General features: G+C 59.8%; 13 protein-coding genes and 6 pseudogenes. 10 read left to right on the forward strand and 9 right to left on the reverse strand.

What is annotated here, in order from left to right:
- The first annotated feature begins 17 nt into the window (after positions 1-17).
- The gene (locus C167_RS0114435) at positions 18-623 is read left to right on the forward strand and encodes an MbcA/ParS/Xre antitoxin family protein (protein ID WP_017518983.1); all 606 of its coding nucleotides are present in this window, start codon (positions 18-20) and stop codon (positions 621-623) included.
- A 43-nt stretch (positions 624-666) separates the two neighbouring features.
- On the forward strand, positions 667-1,239 hold the full coding sequence (locus tag C167_RS0114440; protein ID WP_017518984.1) for an antitoxin Xre/MbcA/ParS toxin-binding domain-containing protein: 573 nt from the start codon (positions 667-669) through the stop codon (positions 1,237-1,239).
- Between the two features lie 7 nt (positions 1,240-1,246).
- Here C167_RS0114440 and C167_RS35105 read toward each other — a convergent pair.
- Positions 1,247-1,483, reverse strand: a pseudogene (locus C167_RS35105) (transposase); the annotation flags it as partial.
- A 40-nt stretch (positions 1,484-1,523) separates the two neighbouring features.
- Complete coding sequence (locus C167_RS35110; RefSeq protein ID WP_017518986.1) at positions 1,524-1,688, reverse strand: OprD family outer membrane porin; 165 nt, start codon at positions 1,686-1,688, stop codon at positions 1,524-1,526.
- Positions 1,689-2,240: 552 nt separating this feature from the next.
- On the opposite strand from C167_RS35110, the gene C167_RS32575 reads away from it, so the two are divergent.
- Positions 2,241-3,659, forward strand: coding sequence for an ATP-dependent nuclease (locus tag C167_RS32575; protein ID WP_017518987.1), 1,419 nt, complete (start codon positions 2,241-2,243; stop codon positions 3,657-3,659).
- Between the two features lie 3 nt (positions 3,660-3,662).
- On the forward strand, positions 3,663-4,241 hold the full coding sequence (locus C167_RS0114460; protein ID WP_003291613.1) for a plasmid pRiA4b ORF-3 family protein: 579 nt from the start codon (positions 3,663-3,665) through the stop codon (positions 4,239-4,241).
- Positions 4,242-4,271: 30 nt separating this feature from the next.
- Here C167_RS0114460 and C167_RS32580 read toward each other — a convergent pair.
- Both C167_RS32580 and C167_RS34785 read right to left on the reverse strand, forming a co-directional pair.
- A pseudogene (locus tag C167_RS32580) lies at positions 4,272-4,949 on the reverse strand (IS3 family transposase); the annotation flags it as partial.
- A 62-nt stretch (positions 4,950-5,011) separates the two neighbouring features.
- Positions 5,012-5,425: a hypothetical protein gene (locus C167_RS34785; RefSeq protein ID WP_235154321.1), complete on the reverse strand. Its 414-nt coding sequence runs from the start codon at positions 5,423-5,425 to the stop codon at positions 5,012-5,014.
- A 79-nt stretch (positions 5,426-5,504) separates the two neighbouring features.
- Between C167_RS34785 and recC the strand changes: the two are divergent.
- Together recC and C167_RS35475 are read left to right on the forward strand one after the other, a co-directional pair.
- Positions 5,505-7,850 (forward strand): annotated as a pseudogene (gene recC / locus C167_RS0114475) (exodeoxyribonuclease V subunit gamma); the annotation flags it as partial.
- Positions 7,849-8,352: pseudogene (locus C167_RS35475) on the forward strand (ATP-binding domain-containing protein); the annotation flags it as partial. The pseudogenes recC and C167_RS35475, both read left to right, overlap by 2 nt.
- A 730-nt stretch (positions 8,353-9,082) precedes the next feature.
- On the opposite strand, the gene C167_RS35300 reads toward C167_RS35475, so the two are convergent.
- A complete protein-coding gene (locus tag C167_RS35300; protein ID WP_017518992.1) occupies positions 9,083-9,205 on the reverse strand; it encodes a hypothetical protein in 123 nt (40 codons plus the stop codon).
- Positions 9,206-9,218: 13 nt separating this feature from the next.
- Positions 9,219-9,692 carry a hypothetical protein gene (locus C167_RS32585; protein ID WP_017518993.1) on the reverse strand — a complete coding sequence of 158 codons (474 nt, stop codon included), beginning with the start codon at positions 9,690-9,692 and terminating at the stop codon, positions 9,219-9,221.
- Between the two features lie 68 nt (positions 9,693-9,760).
- On the opposite strand from C167_RS32585, the pseudogene C167_RS35120 reads away from it, so the two are divergent.
- Positions 9,761-10,126 (forward strand): annotated as a pseudogene (locus C167_RS35120) (hypothetical protein); the annotation flags it as partial.
- Between the two features lie 265 nt (positions 10,127-10,391).
- Here the strand turns inward: C167_RS35120 and C167_RS0114505 are convergent.
- Complete coding sequence (locus tag C167_RS0114505; protein ID WP_017518995.1) at positions 10,392-11,495, reverse strand: GTPase; 1,104 nt, start codon at positions 11,493-11,495, stop codon at positions 10,392-10,394.
- Between the two features lie 157 nt (positions 11,496-11,652).
- Positions 11,653-12,666: a helix-turn-helix transcriptional regulator gene (locus C167_RS0114510; protein WP_017518996.1), complete on the reverse strand. Its 1,014-nt coding sequence runs from the start codon at positions 12,664-12,666 to the stop codon at positions 11,653-11,655.
- A 388-nt stretch (positions 12,667-13,054) separates the two neighbouring features.
- Between C167_RS0114510 and C167_RS33740 the strand changes: the two are divergent.
- Positions 13,055-13,219 (forward strand): annotated as a pseudogene (locus tag C167_RS33740) (GABA permease); the annotation flags it as partial.
- 270 nt (positions 13,220-13,489) lie between these two features.
- Here the strand turns inward: C167_RS33740 and C167_RS0114515 are convergent.
- Positions 13,490-13,987 (reverse strand): winged helix-turn-helix transcriptional regulator, encoded by a 498-nt coding sequence (locus C167_RS0114515; RefSeq protein WP_017518997.1) that lies wholly within the window; start codon positions 13,985-13,987, stop codon positions 13,490-13,492.
- Between the two features lie 212 nt (positions 13,988-14,199).
- Between C167_RS0114515 and C167_RS0114520 the strand changes: the two genes are divergently transcribed.
- Positions 14,200-14,826, forward strand: a complete 627-nt coding sequence (locus C167_RS0114520) for an isochorismatase family cysteine hydrolase (protein ID WP_026079051.1) — start codon at positions 14,200-14,202, stop codon at positions 14,824-14,826.
- A 13-nt stretch (positions 14,827-14,839) separates the two neighbouring features.
- Entirely contained in the window at positions 14,840-16,072 is a 1,233-nt protein-coding gene (locus C167_RS0114525) for an MFS transporter (protein WP_017518999.1), read from the forward strand.
- Positions 16,073-16,175: the final 103 nt, after the last annotated feature.

Here is a 16,175-nt window from a genome sequence, read left to right on the forward strand (position 1 = left end):
GAGTGAGGGAAACACCCATGGAAAAAAACCTGGAAACCGTCCTGTGCTCACGGTACCCCAAGCTTCTCCCTGCGCAGGGGCACGGATGCATTCAGTTATTCGGCTGCGAATGCCAGGACGGCTGGTTCGGTCTGATCTACGCGGCATGCGATTTGGTACAACAGCACATCGATCACACAGGTTCGGAACAGGCCATTGCCTCCCAGATAAAGGAAAAATTTGGCGGGCTTCGTTTTTACCACCACGGAGGTGATGACTACGTCACGGCCGTAGTGGACCTTGTGGAGCAACTATCAGTGTCAGTTTGCGAGCTATGCGGGGGCCCGGGCTGCATCCGCGAGCGCGATGGCTGGCTCGGCGCTCGTTGCCAACGACATGAGCAATGCAATGAAACACCACCGTCAGATTCGAGCGCCTGGCTCAGGCAAGGGGAATCGCTGACTGAGGTACTGGAAGCAGCAATCGCGCTCTTCGCCTTCAATCCAACCCAAACATCCCGCTGGTTGGTATCTCCGGCGAGAGCCTTTGATATGAAATCCCCTATTGAACAACTGCAAGAGCACAACGGCTTTCGTGATGTGATGACTCTGATCGGGCGGATTGAACATGGAGTACTCCGGTAATCGAGTCGCTTAGCTTCCCCCATGACCGATGGAGGTAGGGCGAATGGATAAGATCTTCGAAGACAAACTAAACACTTTCGAAAGCATATTGGACTCGATTCGGGGAACTCGGTATTTCCCATTCGAGTGCGGGAGCGGCTGGTATCCGGCAGTTTATGCAGCTCTTTCATTCGCATTCAGAAGAAACGAAGCGAAGGAGCTTGGGCTGAGAGTCCTTCAGGTGAAAGAGAAGTTCGCAGGCCTGCGAATCTACCATCGAGGAGGTGATGAGCTGATCGAAGCGTGCTTCAGTGTTGCCGTCGTGCTCTCTGACAGCATGTGCGATGCGTGTTCGCGTCTGGGGTTTTCCGACATCCATGGAGGCTGGGCGGCTGTGCGTTGCGAAGAGCATCGCGGGCTGTCTGCTAGAGACCTTTCTAATGCCTACGTCGTCGACAAGCAGTTCGTGGATGAGCTAGCCGAGGCCGTCGAGTTGTTGGTTACAGAGTTTGGAAGTGATGCGGCCCAGTGGTTGCTCAAAGCACACCCCGACCTGGGCGGCGAACAGCCGCTCGCAGTCCTCATCGAAGATCAGTCTTGCGCCCGAGTTCTCAGTATTCTCGATCTGGAACGATGATGAAGCCGAGTGACTCGATCAATTCGGTCACCCTCGAGGCAGGCACCACGGCTTCACCGGCACTGATCACCGAGAGGCTGCCGTCTTGGTAAAGCTTGCGCCAGTGGAACAGTTAGTTGGGGTTTATACCGTTACGCCGGGCCACCACCGAGACGCTTTGCCCGGGCTCAAGACTCTCGCGCATCATGGCTAGCTTCTCCTCGACGCTCCAGCGGAGATGCCGCTCCTGGCCAAGCACTTCGATGGTTTTGTCTTTGCTGGCAGTCATAAATACAGTCGTTTGCCTAGGCGACGCTGAATTTCTGCATGCCTATCGAGTAGCCGATCACACCATTGAAGGCCCGGTTGTCGACCTTGCCGGCGCGGGCGGCGCCCTGCTCATTGCTGGAGAGCAGACGCAGGTCCGCGTTCAAGCGCCCCGCACTGAGCAATGCGTTGATCGGAAACACGAAGGCCCGCTGAGAGGCGGGCCTTCGTGCTTGTATTTGATGGTACGGCACCAGGAGTCGAACCAGCCCTGTCAAAGCCCAAGAAACAGGGGGTTTTCTTCGTTTCACCTTAAAAAAGGATACTCAAAAAGGTACTCGGCTGAGGTTCTGGCGACCTGCAATGCCGTTGTTGCTATGCGGTACCGATATAAATCATATGACGCCGTAGCTTGCCATTTGAGTCACGCGTCGGCCCTGCTCATCGCCTGAACTACGAGACTTGACCATAGAGCGGCCCGATTTTTCTAATTTTACGTCATTTTTCGACCGATTTTGACTGCGGCATCGGCTGATTTCCTACCTGTGACGGGACCTCTTTCCCAGCTGGGATACGTATGTCTCATGAGGTCGCCTCCGCCTCGTTCGAGGCTTTTGCTCTTGCCGACCAATATGTGTGAGCTTGCAAGCATCCGCGATTGCCTCGTACGCGCCGGACGGCCATATGCCATCATGGCGGTCGTTTCTTGCGGCAGCCCCGTGCTCGAACACGGTATCTAGGGAAGGAGAGTTTTTATGCAGCTGAGCCGAATCACAATTAAGAACTTCAGGAACTTCAAGCACCTTGACGTGTGCTTGGGGCAGCATGCTGTTGTGCTCGGCGAGAACAAGGTAGGCAAAACGAACCTGCTGTTTGCTCTGCGGATGATCCTGGATCCGACTTTACCTGACTCTGCAAGAAGGCTGCGTCTTGATGATTTCTGGGATGGCCTGCCCAGGCCTCTGAAGGCTGATGATGCAATCGAAATCTCGGTGGAGTTCAGCGACTTCGAAGACAGCGAAGAGCTGCTGGCAGTGCTCGCCGACCACCTGATTCAGCCCGTGCCCATGGTGGCGAAGGTCACGTACCGTTTCCAACCAATCGCAGGCCTCGATCGAGCGCCACGCAGCGAAGCGGATTATGAGTTTGTGATCTTCGGTGGCGATCGCCCAGAAAACTCGGTCGGCTACGAGATGCGGCGCTGGATGCCAATGGACCTGTTCCCCGCGCTTCGCGATGCGGAATCCGACCTTGCTCGGTGGACCCGCTCCCCACTTCGGCCGTTGCTGGATCGAGCCGCTCAGACCATTGATGAGGAAGAACTGAAAGAGATCGCCGAGGAGGTACATGCAACGACATCAAGGATCGCTGGTTTGCCCCAGCTTGATGATGTGGTGAAGCAGGTCAATGGCCAGCTCACGGCAATGATCGGCGAGAATCATGCAATCGAGACAGCCCTGGGCTTTGCGCCGACGGAGCCTGAACGGTTGCTCCGTGCGCTGCAGATGATGATCGATGGCGGCAAAAGGGGGGTCGCAGAGGCAAGCCTGGGCTCCGCGAACGTGCTGTACCTTGCGTTGAAGCACTTGGAGCATCAGTACCTGGTGGAAGAAGGGGAGCGTCAGCACACGTTCCTGGCGATCGAAGAGCCCGAGGCCCACCTGCACCCTCACCTTCAGCGCCTGATCTACCGGAACTACCTCAAAGCGCGCGATGAGGGGCAGCAAGGACGAGAACTGCGCAGCATCCTACTGACAACGCACTCGCCAAACGTCGCGAGCGTTGCCCCGCTTGCCAACGTCGTAGTGCTAACAAATGTTCCAAGAGAAAGGCATACGGTTGCTCGATCCCTCAAGGGAATCGCGCTTGGAGCAGCTGACCGAGAGGATCTGGAGCGCTACATCGACGTCACGCGCGGTGAGCTGTTCTTCTCGAAGGGTGTCATCTTGGTGGAGGGGGATGCAGAGAAATTCCTCCTGCCTACGCTGGCCAAGCTGTACGACGAGGCCTTCGATTTCGATGCCTTGGGCATAACCGTCTGCTCGATTGCCGGAACCAATTTCGCTCCCTACGTGAAGCTGCTGGGGCCCCAAGGGCTCGACATCCCATTCGTCGTGCTGACCGACTACGACCCAAAGGGCTCAGAGGTTACCCTAGAACATGAGGCCGCTTGACCCATGCCCAACGTCACCCGTTTGCCCAAGCCGGCGAACGACCGTCTCCTGCAACTGCACATCGAACTGACGTGGATAAAACCCGCCATCTGGCGCCGGGTCGCCGTGCCCGAGCGCATCACCCTGAGCAAACTGCACCAGGTTATTCAGGCGGTGATGGGCTGGAGTGACACCCATCTTCATGAGTTTGAAATCGCTGGCGAAAGCTACGGTATTCCCGATCCCGACTGGGGCCCTCCGGTCGTTTCGGAACAGCGCAAGACGCTGACAAAGGTGCTGTATGGGTCGAAGGCGTTTCGTTACGTCTATGACTTTGGCGACAACTGGGAGCACCGGATCAAGATCGAGCGGCTGTTGCCGGCCATTGCGTGCCCGCATGTGCTGTATTGCATCGACGGCGCCAATGCCAGCCCGCCGGAGGATGTCGGCGGTGCACCGGGTTACGCGGATTTTCTGGACGCGCTTGCCGACCCCGAACATCCCGAATACTTGGACATGCTCGACTGGTACGGCGATACCTTCGATCCCACGGCATTTGACCGCGACGACATCAATCAGCGTCTGAAGCGGATTAAAGTCTGAGGGTCAAGACGGTAGAGAGCGGACGCTTACCTCCCGTTTGAGCTGACCGAAGAAGCCTTCACAAGCAGCGTTATCGCCGCAATGCCCGACGGCACTCATGCTGCAAACCAACGTGTTGCGGTTGAGAAAGCGCTGGTAGTCGGCGCTGGTGAATTGGCTGCCGCGATCCGAATGCAGGATCACTGACCAGTCACCCTGGCGCTGCCAGATCGCCATCTCCACCGCTCGAATCACCATCTGCCGATCCTGGCGGTGGTGCATCGACCAACCGATCACCAGCTTGCTGTACAAGTCGAGCACCACGCATAGAAAGAGTTTGCCTTCCTGGGTGGCGATTTCCGTGATGTCCGTGACCCACTTGCGCTCTGGTTCCTGCGCGGTGAAGTCGCGCTCCAGCAGGTTTTTCACGCCTGCTGGACGGCTGCTGGCCACTCTCCCAAAGCCACGCCGCTTCCGGCGTGGCCAGCCTTGAATTTGCTCAGCCGCCATCAGGCGAGCAACGCGATTCAGGCTGACGGTTTCGCCCTCGTCGCGCAGATCCTCGTGCATGCGTGGTGCTCCGATGACACCACGGCTGTCTTCGTGAATCTCACGAATGCGCCTCACCAGGCGCGCATTCTCTTGAGCACGTGAGCTTGGCTCGCGATCCTGCCAGGCATAGTAGCCGCTGGCGGAAACCTTCAGGCAACGGCACATCAGGCGTACCGGGCAGCGTAGGTTCGTCGGTGACGTAGCGCACAGCGATAGCCAGGAACAGTGTGGTCGCGATGTCAGAAAGAGGACGCATGCTTCTGCACCTCCTGTACACATTGGTTCTGGGTGAACACGCGCACACCCATAGGACAGTGCTCTCGGAGTAGAGGTATGTTCTGCTTCTGGTAGTCGGGGATCACGATCCATCGAGGTAGGTGGGACGGAATCTGTTCAATGTGTTTGGCGAGTTCGTGGGCCGATACCCACACTTTTGCGTCGATATCCTGAGTGCTTTGGCCCATACGGATACGAAGATCTGTTCGATCGACGTTAGGCCAAAGTTCTACTTCGTAACCTCTCTCGGTCAGGGCGTGTGCCAAGGACAGTTCCAGCAATCCCGGCTGCAGCGTGAACTTCCATAAGGCTGGATTAAGCATGAGCCTTTCTTGGGCATCCTGGCCCTCAAGGTGGCTGTTATTCACGCGGTTCACGAGCTTCGTGCCGTCTCTGAGAAAGAGGCTTTTCTTGTCCCGGCACCAGGCAGAGTCGCAGCTCACCTCATGCCTTTGGGTGTTCAGGGGCCAGTGGCATTCCGGGCAGTGGCTCAAGCTGGCGCTGGCCGAGCGGGATGGCTGCGGTATTTCTGCAGCCCTCGATGTGAACCTGCCGGCGCGTTTCCTCTGGCAGGCCTACCGCAGTGTGCTCGGCCGCGATGCCATTCCCCAGCAGTCGCCACTGGACAAGGCCCCGCTGACCTGGCGCCTGATGCGCCTGTTGCCCGGCCTGCTGGCCGATGACGTCTTCGCCCCGCTGCGGCGCTTCCTCGCTGATGATGGCGACCTGCGCAAACGACACCAACTGGCCGAGCGCCTGGCCGACCTGTTCGATCAGTACCAGGTCTACCGCGCCGACTGGCTGGCCGATTGGGCTGAAGGTCGCGACATTCTGCGTACCTCGCGTGGCGGCGAGCGCGAGCTGGACGACGCCTCGCGCTGGCAGCCGGCCTTGTGGCGCGCGCTGCTGGCCGATGTGGGCGAGGAGCATCTGGCGGAAAGCCGCGCCGGTGTACACCTGCGCTTCGTCGCTCGCCTGCGGGAGCTGGATGCGCCGCCGCCCGGCCTGCCCCGCCGCGTCACGGTGTTCGGCATTTCCTCGCTACCCGCCCAGGTGCTGGAGGCGCTGACTGCCATCGCCCGTTTCAGCCAGGTGATGCTCTACGTGCACAACCCCTGCCAGCACCACTGGGGCGACATAGTCGAAGACAAGGACCTGCTGCGCCACGAGTACCGCCGCCAGCAGCGCAAGGGCGGCGGCGCCGGCCAGATCGGCCTGTTCGATCAGGCAACGCTGCACCAGCACGCCCAGCCGCTGCTGGCCGCCTGGGGCAAGCAGGGCCGCGACTACATCAACCTGCTGGACCAGTACGACGAGCCCCAGCGCTACCGCGAGCAGTTCGAGCGCATCGATCTGTTCAGCCCGGCACGGGAGGACAGCCTGCTCGGTCAACTGCAGAACGACATCCTCGATCTGCGCCCCCTGGCGGAAACCCGCAAGGCATGGCCGCCCGTGGACCCGGCTCACGACAGTTCCCTGCGCTTCCACGTGGCCCACAGTGCCCAGCGTGAGGTGGAGGTGCTGCACGATCAGTTGCTCGCCTCCTTCAGCGAAGACCCGACCCTGCTCCCGCGCGACGTGATCGTCATGGTGCCGGACGTGAATACCTATGCGCCGCACATCCAGGCGGTGTTTGGCCAGTTCGCCAGCGACGATCCGCGGCACATCCCCTTCACCCTCGCGGACCAAGGGCTGCGCGGAAAGGAGCCGCTGGTGATCGCCCTGGAGCATCTCATGCAGCTGCCGGACAGCCGCTTCAGCGTCAGCGAGGTACTTGATCTGCTGGACGTCGCAGCCTTGCGCATGCGCTTCGGCATTGCCGAAGACCAGTTGCCCACCCTGCGTCGCTGGCTGGAAGGCGCGGGCATCCGCTGGGGCCTGGATGCCCACCAGCGTGAGTCCCTGGGCCTGGGCGAAGGGCTCGAGCAGAACACCTGGCGCTTTGGCCTGCGCCGCATGCTGCTGGGTTATACCGTCGGCGACGCGGGCGCCTATGCCGGTATCGAGCCCTACGACGAAATCGGCGGCCTCGACGCTGCCCTGATCGGTCCGCTAACCCGTCTGCTGGAAGCCCTCGACCGTCAACTGGAACAGCTTCGCGAGCCCGCTTCGCCGGTGCTCTGGGGGGAACGCCTGCGCGGCCTGCTGGACAGGTTCTTCCTGCCCCGGGGCGATCGCGAGGAGGTGTTGCACACCCGGTTGCTGGATGCCCTCGACGGCTGGCTGGCGCTCTGCGAAGCCGGCGGCCTGGAAGAAGCGCTGCCGCTGCCGGTGGTGCGCGAGGCCTGGCTCGGCGACCTTGACCAGGGCCGCCTGAGTCAGCGCTTCCTCGCCGGCGCGGTGAACTTCTGCACCCTGATGCCGATGCGCGCCATCCCGTTCGCCCTCAACGCCCTGGAACACTACCAGTTGCAGGAGCGCCTGTTGAAGTCCGCCGTGCTCGCCCGGGACGGTGATGCACAGGTCGCCCTGACCGAGGCCGCCGACCGGCTGCAGCGCAGCGGCGTCCTGCCCCTGGCCGGTTTTGGCGATCAGTATCGTCGCGGCCTGCTGGAGCCGCTTCCGGCACAGTTGCTCCGCCATGAACGCCTCTGCGTGCTTTGGCCGGAGCTGCTGGAGTCGCCCCAGCAGTTGAGTTTCAAGTTGGGCGAGGTGCAGTTGGATGGCTGGCTCGGCGGCCTGCGCAAGAAAGCCGATGGTGGCCTGGCGCGCCTTGAGCTGTCGCCCGGCGCGCTGGCCAAGGAAAAGACCTGGAAGTGGCATCGCCTGCTGCGTCCTTATGTGCTGCATGTCGTCGCCGCTGAACGAGCGCATCGCACAGGCACTGCAGCGCCAGGGGCTGCTGGAACAGGACCACGGTTGGTACGAGGGGCGCCCGGTGATGGTGACGCGCAACGACTACGGTCTGGGGCTGATGAACGGCGACATCGGTATCGCACTGCGTCTGCCGGAACCGCCGGAGTTCCCCGGTGCGCCGCTGAGGCAGGTGCTAAGGGTGGTGTTCCCGCGCAACGATGGCAGCGGCGCGCTGCGGCATATCCTGCCGAGTCGATTGGGAGCGGTGGAAACCGTGTTCGCCATGACGGTGCATAAGTCCCAGGGCTCGGAATTCGCCCATGGTGCGCTGATCCTGCCGGACACCCTGAATCCGGTCCTGACCAAGGAACTGGTTTACACCGGCATCACCCGCGCGCGGCACTGGTTCAGCCTGATCGAGAGCTGCGCCGGCATCTTCGAGCAGGCCGTACAGCGCCGCGTCGAGCGACGCAGCGGATTGAGGGAATCACTGCTGGGTGATGGCTAGCTCATCGAGCCGCAACGGTGACGGGTGCGACAGGGTTTGTCGTACCCGTCCGGCAGGCTGGCTGTACCTGGTTCTCATGAGTGCTTTCCATGCCGATGCCTTCTCAGCCCAGTGTTTACAGCTGTACAGGTTGTTCCTGGAAGAAAACCGTCATTCCGCTCAGCGATGTCCTAGACCTCGGACGAGACTGGTTCGACAAATGCCCTCAATGTGGATGTGAGGTACTGGGGTGGCGGCCGGCTTCTCAGGCGGAAATTCTCAAAGCCAAACTCAGGCGGATGTTCAGGCCAACTCGGTACTGATGTCGAGAGCATTCCTATTCTTCGTGCATTCAAAGAGTTTTCATGCAACACGCAGCAGCCGTGGCTGATTATCTACACCGCTTTATTCATGCATGCGGATGGCGGATGCACGCTATCAGTGGACCTTCGATAAGACGCTGGCCACCGAGTTAGTGACATCTCGGCAAATCAATCCGGCGTAAGCTCCACCATTGGAATCGCTTCCGGAAAAACTCGACCCGATCCGCGCCGGGGACCTTTAGAAGTGATTGTGTCATGAGGCGATGGTCTTGCCTCCCGAACGTGGGGGAGGGTGAGGAGCGCTTCGGGTCGTGCGCAACGAGGGGTAAGGCTGTCGCCAGATCACCATGATCGCCAGTTTCGGAGCAGGCTGGAGATCGGTCGCAATCAACCGAAACGGCCAGTCGCTGCTCCGAAACTCGCAGTATTCAGGTGGTCGGCTCCGTACGTTCCCGTTTCTCGCGCTTCAGCTCGCGGAACTCGCAGTAGTGTTCGAAGGCAGCCTTGAGTACGACAGCCAACCCTACGGTGGCAAGAATGTTCTTGAGCATGCGGTGGACTCCGTCAGGCCAGAAGAACCAGCGCGAAACACACCAGCCAGACAACGAAGTAGGCCAGGTTTTGCTGCAGATTCTTGGCGCGTTGATACAGGTACACCGGTACCAGCCAGACCCAGCCTCTGAAGCGGCTGGTATTGTGCCCGGCCTTTTGCAGACGCTTCTCGTCGAAGAAGGACAGCAGCAGGTTGAGCGCCAGCGTGATGTACCAGTAACTGGCGTTTTCCATCGCTCGCGCCGCCGCCGCTTCGCTGCCATTGAGCGCGCCTGCGGCGAACCATTCCATCAGGTAGCCGATGATGGGCGCGAAGGCGAGCACCCAGACCAGGGTGTTGTTCACCTGGCCGCCAACCAGTGGTGGCGGTGTCTGCAGCAGATGTTGCCGCAGCGGGGTGTCCTCCAGCTTCGCCCACTCGCGGAAACCGTTCATCCACACGGAGCTGCCGTAGCCGAGACGACCAGTACGGATCAGCTCGACCATCTCCTGTTCGCTGGCGCCACCCTTGCGTTCGCCCTTTTCCTCGTAGAACCACTGGTTCGTACTACTTTGACCTCGACGGTCGCTTCATCTTCCTGTGGATCGCCTTCAACGCCGCCTATGCCAGCGAGATCGACGATCGGCAGCGTCTCTCGGAGCAGGAGACCTTCAAGGCCTTTCTGGAAAAACTCTGCTTGCTGGACGAGAAGAAGCGCATCGATGCGCTGATCTGGCAGGAATTTTCCAGCAGCATCCGCGCGCTGCTGGATAACCAGTACGTGTTCCAGAGCTTCTGGGATCACCAGAGCGGCAAGATTGACGAAAGCACCTGGAAAACCCGTTTCGCCAGCGGCAAGCGAGCCGCTCATCTAGCCCTGGCCAGCAGTAACACCCCGGCGCTGCTCGGTGTACTGTTCAACCGCTTGTATATCTGCAGGTTATCAATGGACCTTTGCAGCTTCTGGAAGATGGTTTCTTTTTGCATCGTGTGCACCTGTCAATCTGATGTTTGGTCGGTCAGAACATGTTTGAGCAGCCGAGTTCGCCGTTCAAACCGAGAGAGGTAGTGGCTGTGGTGCTCTTCCGAAAAAAAGCGAATATTGACCGTTACGCTGTTCACTTCAGCGTTCAGAGCTTTAATTGAGCGGCAGAATGATTCAGACAGGCGCTCTCCATGAGCACCTGGCCCGAATCGATAGTTCGCTAGGAGAACGAGAGCTTATTTTTCAGCTCGCTGGCAATCAGATCCATATCCAGTGGTTTGCCGGGGTTCTTCTCGATGAAACTGGTCAGAATCGAGATGTAGGCAGCTCCCAGTCCTTTGGTAAGGGCTGCTGCGGTCGTTGCGGCAATAGCACCGCCCGCCAAGGTCCCGACTCCCGGGATCATTTTCAAGATGCCAGTTACAACCGTGCGGCCTGCCAGGGTGGCAGCTCCAGCGCCCAATGCGGAGGTTACGAGGGTCGTCAGTGCAGTGGTGCTGGTTTCCATACCGAACGTAATGCCGATTTTCGCCAGCATGCCGACCTGGATCGGCACCAGAAGTGCGGCATCGGCAAAAGGAATGGGGGTTGCGCCAGCTGCAGCGGCGGCCGTGGCAGCAATATTGACTTCACGTTCGGCTTGCTCGATTTTCAGCTTGGTCGCTGCGGTATGCCGCGAGTTGAGTGCGTTGGCATAGGCTCTCTGCTTTGCATCAGGCAAGAGTTTGGCTGTTTCGGTTATCAGTTCGTTGATGCCTTTTTCCTTGAGCGTTATGACTTCGCCGTCATCTTCAATTTTCTCGGGGATGGCTCTGACCGACACGACAGCTTTGGCCGACGGCAGTGCGGCCCTGACTTGCTCGCGGAAGCCGTTGTCTGAGCGAGACTTGGTAATCGCTACGATGACGGGGATGCCTTTTTCTTTGAGCATCTCGCACAGGTGTTGCTCGGCCTCTTCAATTCTCCGGCCGTCTTCATGTATGCAAATCCAGGCCACATGAATATGTTTGTTTTCGTCGTGGTGTTGTGAACGCTCGGTTATCTCATCGCGCAGTTCGCTGATGATTTTTTCGTAATCTTTAAGCTCCAGGCCTTTGGAATCGATGATTACAATCGGATGGCCTTCCTTGGAAATTTCTTCTATTCGTTGTGTGACCGGTTGTCCGGAGCCTGTTTTTGCCAGCTCGCCACGGAACACGCTGTTGATCAATGTGCTTTTGCCAACCCCGGTCTTTCCTGCCACAATTACGTTCACTTTGCCAGAACCTCTTACAGCGTCTTTGATCGCATCATCAATTTGTTTCTGGATTTCTGGTGTGCTCACAGGAATGCTCCATATCTGGGTTTTTGCTTAGTAAATTTTGCGGTATCCGGCTTCGTTGTCTTGCTTGCCGAGAGTGGTATTTATCAAGTGAAGATCGCGTCTTGGTGAGAGGGTCGGCTTCATCGTAGGGAGTTCAGCTTCTCGCGCAGTTGCCGCCTTATGAAAGTTGATGCGCATACAAGGCCCCCAGCTTATTTGCTTTGTTGCTGATAGCTTTGCACCACCCCTGCGGCTCCCAAACCCTCACGTTCTCCCCCAGCCCAAACACCCACCACAGCGTCTCCTGATCATCCGGCACGACAGCGCGGAGCCGTTGCCAGTCGCTATCGGGTAGCGGCTCCAGACTCTGTTTCGGGCTCAACGGAGTTTCACCGAGCAGCCAGGCGATCTGCGCTGATACATCGGCGACCAGTTCTACATGTTCGATGGGTGCGGTGGTGTTGAGATCCTGGCGGATGTAGCGGTCGATATCGAAGTCGTCACGGACGCGGGCCGGGGCTTCCAGGCACTCGGCCTTACGAATGCGATGCAGGGCGAACTGGCGCAGGTCGTCGTAGCCATCGACGGTGCCGATCAGGTAGCCAATGGATTGGCGGGAGACCAGGCCGGCGGGGTGGATCAGCAGCGTCTTGGGCTCGCCCTTGCTGCGGCTTAGGTAGTCGACCTGCAGCTGGCGGGCCGCCAGCAGTGCGCCGGAGACTGCCCGCCAGACGTCGGCGTCGACCTGGGCGGGCTGCAGGGCCTTGCCGTTGGGATGGGTGCGGACGCGTCGGGCCCAGTGAGCAAGATCGTTCTGGCCGAGGTTGTCGAGGTAGTTGCGAGCCCTGTTGAACTGCGGTCCCAGCAGGTCCAGTACGCTCTGCGGCAGCAGCGTGCTCAGGTGGCTTTCGGCCAGGTAGAGGGCTAGCGCCGTCGAGGGCTCCATATCTCTCAGATCCAGCGGCGTGCCTTTTGTGTAGCTCCATTCATTGCGCCCACCCTTCTTGCTGTTGGTCAGCGAGAAGGGCGCGGAAAGCCGGTTCAGATCCCGCTGTACAGTACGGAGCTCTACCTTGTAGCCACGGTCCTTCAGCTTTTCGTGCAACGTCTGGGAAGAGGTGTAGCGCGGGTACTCGGGGATCAGGCGCAAAAGGGTCAGTTGCCTGAGGAGGGTGTCCTTGGCTTCGGACATAACTACTTCCTTGTCGTCTTGAACTGGAGTGACATTTGTTGGCGTCACTTATATGGCGAATTTACCCCTATTCGATGGCAGTTTGCCATGGTTCTGATAGGTAGTGGCTCTTCTCGACCGGGCGGCGGCAGCCCCCAGGGCCTCCAGTCGGGTTGCCTGCCGCATAAGTGGGTGAGGTGATCGGCACTGGGGGCAGTGATCGAAGAGCTCTTGCTGCATGCTTTCCCCGTCGCCGAGCATCGACGTCTGCTGCCAGTCACAGCATTGGCAGCAATGGGTCAGTGCCTTTCGCATTTGCCGCGTCTCCTCTATCGGGTGGATGGAGGACACAGTACTTGGAGGCGGCGTCAAATTCTGTCGCGGGTGTGTGGAGGAGCCCGGGAAGCCCGTTGCATTGCCAGATACTGGTTCGTTTTCGACTTATGCAGAGCGCGCCATCGGTCCCTGGGCTGGGTTCACTATCGGTTGGCTTTACTGGTGGTTCTGGGTGCTTGTGCTGCCATTGGAGGCAAATGTCGCCGGAATCATCCTCCATGCATGGTTCCCAGTCATTCCGGTATGCCAAGCATCCTAAGGAAGAGCGATATGGATGGCGCGCCGTGGCACTTAGCGCGGGATGAGTGCTCGCTCAAGCCACGTCCGCTGCTCATCACACAGCCCCCGATAAGGGTGCATTGGTCATGGGATCACCAAAATCCATAAACGTTGATGCTCAGATCCTTAAGACAAATGTTGCAGCATCGTCAGACAGAATCGTCGATTGCAGACGAGTCTGATCAACTATCGGGACTGCTTCCGGCCATTAGCGGACGCTCAGAATCAGCTACTTCCGCTTGAAGGCCTCCCGGCGAGACTCGCGTTCGCCAAGGAAAAGATTGCTGATCGACGCCTCCAGGTCCTTGCGTTCCACCGGGGTGCCGCAGTGGGGACAAACGCTGGCCACGCCCACATCATGGCCGCACGCGCGGTGCACGAAATGCACGGCCAGGCCCTCATCCTCGCTCTTGCACCACGTCTCGCCCCAGGCGCGCAGCGCGTAGATGACGGGGTAGAAGTCCCATCCCTTGTCGGTCAGATGGTATTCGTAGCGCAGCGGCTTTGCGTTGTAGGGCCGGCGCTCGACCAGGCCGTTGGTTTCCAGCGCTTTCAGGCGCGAGGTCAGCATCTGGGGCGTCGCCGCGGTCTGGATCTGCATTTCCTCGAAGCGCGTCGCCCCCATGTACAGCTCACGCAGCACCAAGATCGTCCACTTGTCCCCGACCACATCCACCGAGCGCGCCACCGGGCACACCGTATCGATCGTCTCGTCCAGCACGGGCATCACGCCGCTCTCCTAGAAGACCCTATTATTTTCATAGTAACACCACGAAGATTTGTGAGAGCACCTCTGATCGCCTGTAAGCACCACCCCAGTTGACACTATGATTTTCATAGTTACCATGATCTCCACCGCCTCACGAACTGCGACATCGAAACAGAAGCCGCTTGGTGAGAGGCGACCTGAAGCGCACGTTCTTCAACTGGAGCACCGAAATGACCCATCCTGTGTATTCCCCGGAGCGGACCGGCCTGCTGCTGGTCGACCCCTATAACGACTTCCTGTCCGAGGGCGGCAAGGTATTCCCCATGCTGAAAGACATCGCGGAGGAGGTTCGCCTGCTCGTGAACCTGCGCACCTCAGTCGCCACCGCGCGCGAACAGGGCATCCAGGTGTTCTACGTACCGCACCGTCGCTGGCAACCCGGTGACTACGACCACTGGGACCATCCCAGCCCGACTCAACGCCTGATCCAGAAGCGCCACACATTCGCGAAAGGGACCTGGGGCGGCGAATGGCATCCGGACTTCGTACCGCAGCACGGCGACATCATCATCCAGGAACACTGGGGCCAGAGCGGATTCGCCAACACCGATCTCGACCTCCAGCTCAAGCAGCACGGCATCACCCATGTCATCGTGGTGGGACTGCTGGCGAACACCTGCATCGAATCCACCGCGCGCTTTGCCATGGAGCTTGGGTTCCACGTCACCCTGGTCCGTGATGCAACCGCGGCATTCAGCCATGAAATGATGCATGCAGCGCACGAGCTGAACGGGCCGACCTTCGCCCACAACATCGTCGACACCCGGGGATTGGTACAGGCCCTGCAACAGCACTGACGAGGACGCTGCCATGTCCATCCCAACCGCTGCCACGAGCGGAGTCTCCGCTCGTTTGGCCGCCACGATGGCCGTTTGCTGCGCGATCGCCGTATCGACCATTTACTACCATCAGCCCCTGCTGCCGCAGATGGCTGCCTCCTTCGGCCTTGCGCCAACTCAGGCCGGGTTGATCGCCACCCTAACGCAGCTCGGCTATGCGGCCGGCCTGCTACTCATCGTTCCACTTGCCGATTGCCGGCAGCCGCGCAGGCTCGCGGTGCTGGCGATTGCGGCGAATGCGCTCGCGCTGCTTTCCTCTGCACTCGCACCGAGCTTTGCGCTGCTGTGCGCCAGCAGTTTCGCCGTCGGGGTGACGGCGATCACCGCGCAGATCATCATTCCCGCTCTATCGGGCCTGGCGACGCCCGCTGCACGCGGGCGTGTCGTCGGCATGCTGCTCAGCGGCCTCTCCGCGGGGTTGCTCCTGGCACGCACCATCGGCGGTTTCCTCGGCGAATACACCGGGTGGCGATTCGTCTTCGTGCTGGCCTCGCTGATCGACCTGCTGCTACTGATCATCGTGACCAGGCGCCTGCCTGACGCCGCGACCCTGAGCATCATCAGCTACGCCGGCCTAATGCGCTCGCTTGGCAGCCTGCTGCGCGAGGAGCCCGTGCTGCGCTTCTGCGCCGCAAGTGGTTTCCTGATATTCGCCGCGTTCAGCGCACTGTGGGCTTCACTTGCTGCACTTCTTTCACAACCACCCTACGGCTTCGGTGTGGCAACCATTGGCCTGTTTGGTCTGTCCGCGCTGGTCGGCATCGTCGCCTCGCCACGTATCGGGGCACTAGCCGATCGCCTGGGCGCCCGCGCCATGGTCCTGGCGGGCACGCTGGCGCTAACCGTGGGCTTTGCGTTCATTTCCGCTGGTGGATACAGCCTGGTCGCGCTGATCCCCGGCATGGTGTTGCTCGACTTCGGCAACCGTGCCGGCCTGATTGCCAACCAAACACGCGTCCATACTTTGCGACCCGAGGCTCGTAATCGACTCAACACGGTTTTCATGGGGGCGTATTTCCTGGGAGGCGCGATCGGCGCGGCATTGGGGAACTATGGCGCTCACCAGGCTGCCTGGGCCGGCTTGGCGACCGTAGGAGCCGTGCTGGCGCTGGCCGCAATGGCGATTAACGCGCTCTCTCCCCGCCACTCCAGCGCCGCGCACAATGACACTCGCTCTGAATCAGACGTTCAGGATGTGCCCTAGGCCATTCCCACTGACGACTATCAGCCAATTGTTACCCTTGTCGAGAAACCGCTACCGGCCAGAAGCAGCCTCTGTACGAACCAACAAAATTCTCTGGCCGAGG

The organism is Pseudomonas nitroreducens TX1 (assembly GCF_000313755.1).
Lineage (GTDB): Bacteria > Pseudomonadota > Gammaproteobacteria > Pseudomonadales > Pseudomonadaceae > Pseudomonas > Pseudomonas nitroreducens_A.